This window comes from Kitasatospora sp. NPDC059571 (assembly GCF_042735675.1).
GTDB lineage: Bacteria > Actinomycetota > Actinomycetes > Streptomycetales > Streptomycetaceae > Kitasatospora.
The window spans coordinates 18,249-19,553 of the sequence record NZ_JBHWBW010000110.1; the positions used below are offsets into that span (position 1 = coordinate 18,249).

Genomic DNA, 1,305 nt, shown 5'->3' on the forward strand with positions numbered 1-1,305 from the left:
GTGGTCGCGGCGCCCGTCGTGAACGAGGTGGACAGCTGCTGCCAGTCCGTCGCGGGCCGCCGCCCGCGCGGGCGGGCGCCCGCCCCCCCCCGGCCGGTCAGCGCCCGAGCAGCTCGCCGCCGTTGCAGTGCAGGATCTCGCCGGTGATGAAGCCGGCCTCCGCGGAGGCGAGGAAGTAGACGGCGGCGGCCACCTCGCCGGGCTGCCCGATCCGGCCGACCAGCGTGCGGGAGGCCCGGCGGGAGACCTCGGCCTCGTCCAGGCGGGGGCCGAAGAACTCCGTGCCGGAGACGGTGCCCGGGGCGACGATGTTGGCGGTGATCCCGGACGGCCCGAGCTGGGCGGCCAGGAAGTTGTTCCAGGCGTGCAGCGAGGCCTTGGCCGCGCCGTACGAGCCGGCGCCGCGCAGGGCCGCGATCGAGCTGACCGTGACGACCCGGCCGGAGCCGGGGGTGAGCCGCTCGCGGATCGACTCGGTGAGCAGCACCACGGTGAGCACGTTCCGCTCGAAGTCGCCGCGCCAGCGCGCCAGCACGGCGTGCGGACCGGCCCCGATCACGGTCTCCCGGCTGCCCGCGTTGTTGACCAGCACGTCGACGGTGGCGGGCAGTTCGGCGAGCGCGGCCTCCACGGCGTCCGGGTCGGCGAGGTCGCAGACCAGCGGGGTGACGTTCCCGCCGAGTTCCTTCGCGGCCCGCTCCAGCACCGCGCGCCGGCGCCCGACGATGACCACGCGCTCCCCCGCGTCGGCGAACCGGCGGGCCACCTCCAGCCCGATGCCGGTGCCGCCACCCGTGACGACGACGTTCCTGGTCATCCGCGCTCTCCCTCCCTGACCCGCAGCCCGCGCCGCGGGGCGCGTACGGTCCGTACCGGAATGGCACGATTCCTATCACGCTGGGTTGCGAAGACTGCGGGGAGGGTGACGCAGCGCGCCGGAAACCGTGTGCTATGGAGCGGGCGCCCCGAGACACCGGCCGCACACGGAGCGTGGAGAGAGGCACATCACACCCCTCGAACGTGACTCAGCGGGCCCCGTTACGTCTTACCTTGTGTACAGCGGAGGTTTTGCAGGACCGCGACGGTGTGGCGAACGGCTTCATCACACCGCCCGGCCGCCCTCTGCGGACGGGGCTCCGGCGGGCCCCGGCGGCTGCCGGCCAGACCGGACGCCGCAGCGTACGACGCCGGGGTGCGCCGGGCCGGGGACGCTTTGAGCGGCCGTTCCCGACACTGTCGCACCCGGGCGTCGTAGGCCGCACCCGCCGCACCACGGCACGGCGAAGGGCCCGGCCCACCGAACCC

At 74.9% G+C, this 1,305-nt stretch carries 1 protein-coding gene; it reads right to left on the minus strand.

Annotated features, from left to right (window positions below):
• Positions 1–97: 97 nt before the first annotated feature.
• On the minus strand, positions 98–817 hold the full coding sequence (locus ACFV0G_RS15405) for an SDR family NAD(P)-dependent oxidoreductase (RefSeq protein ID WP_380546809.1): 720 nt from the start codon (positions 815–817) through the stop codon (positions 98–100).
• Between the last annotated feature and the right edge of the window lie 488 nt (positions 818–1,305).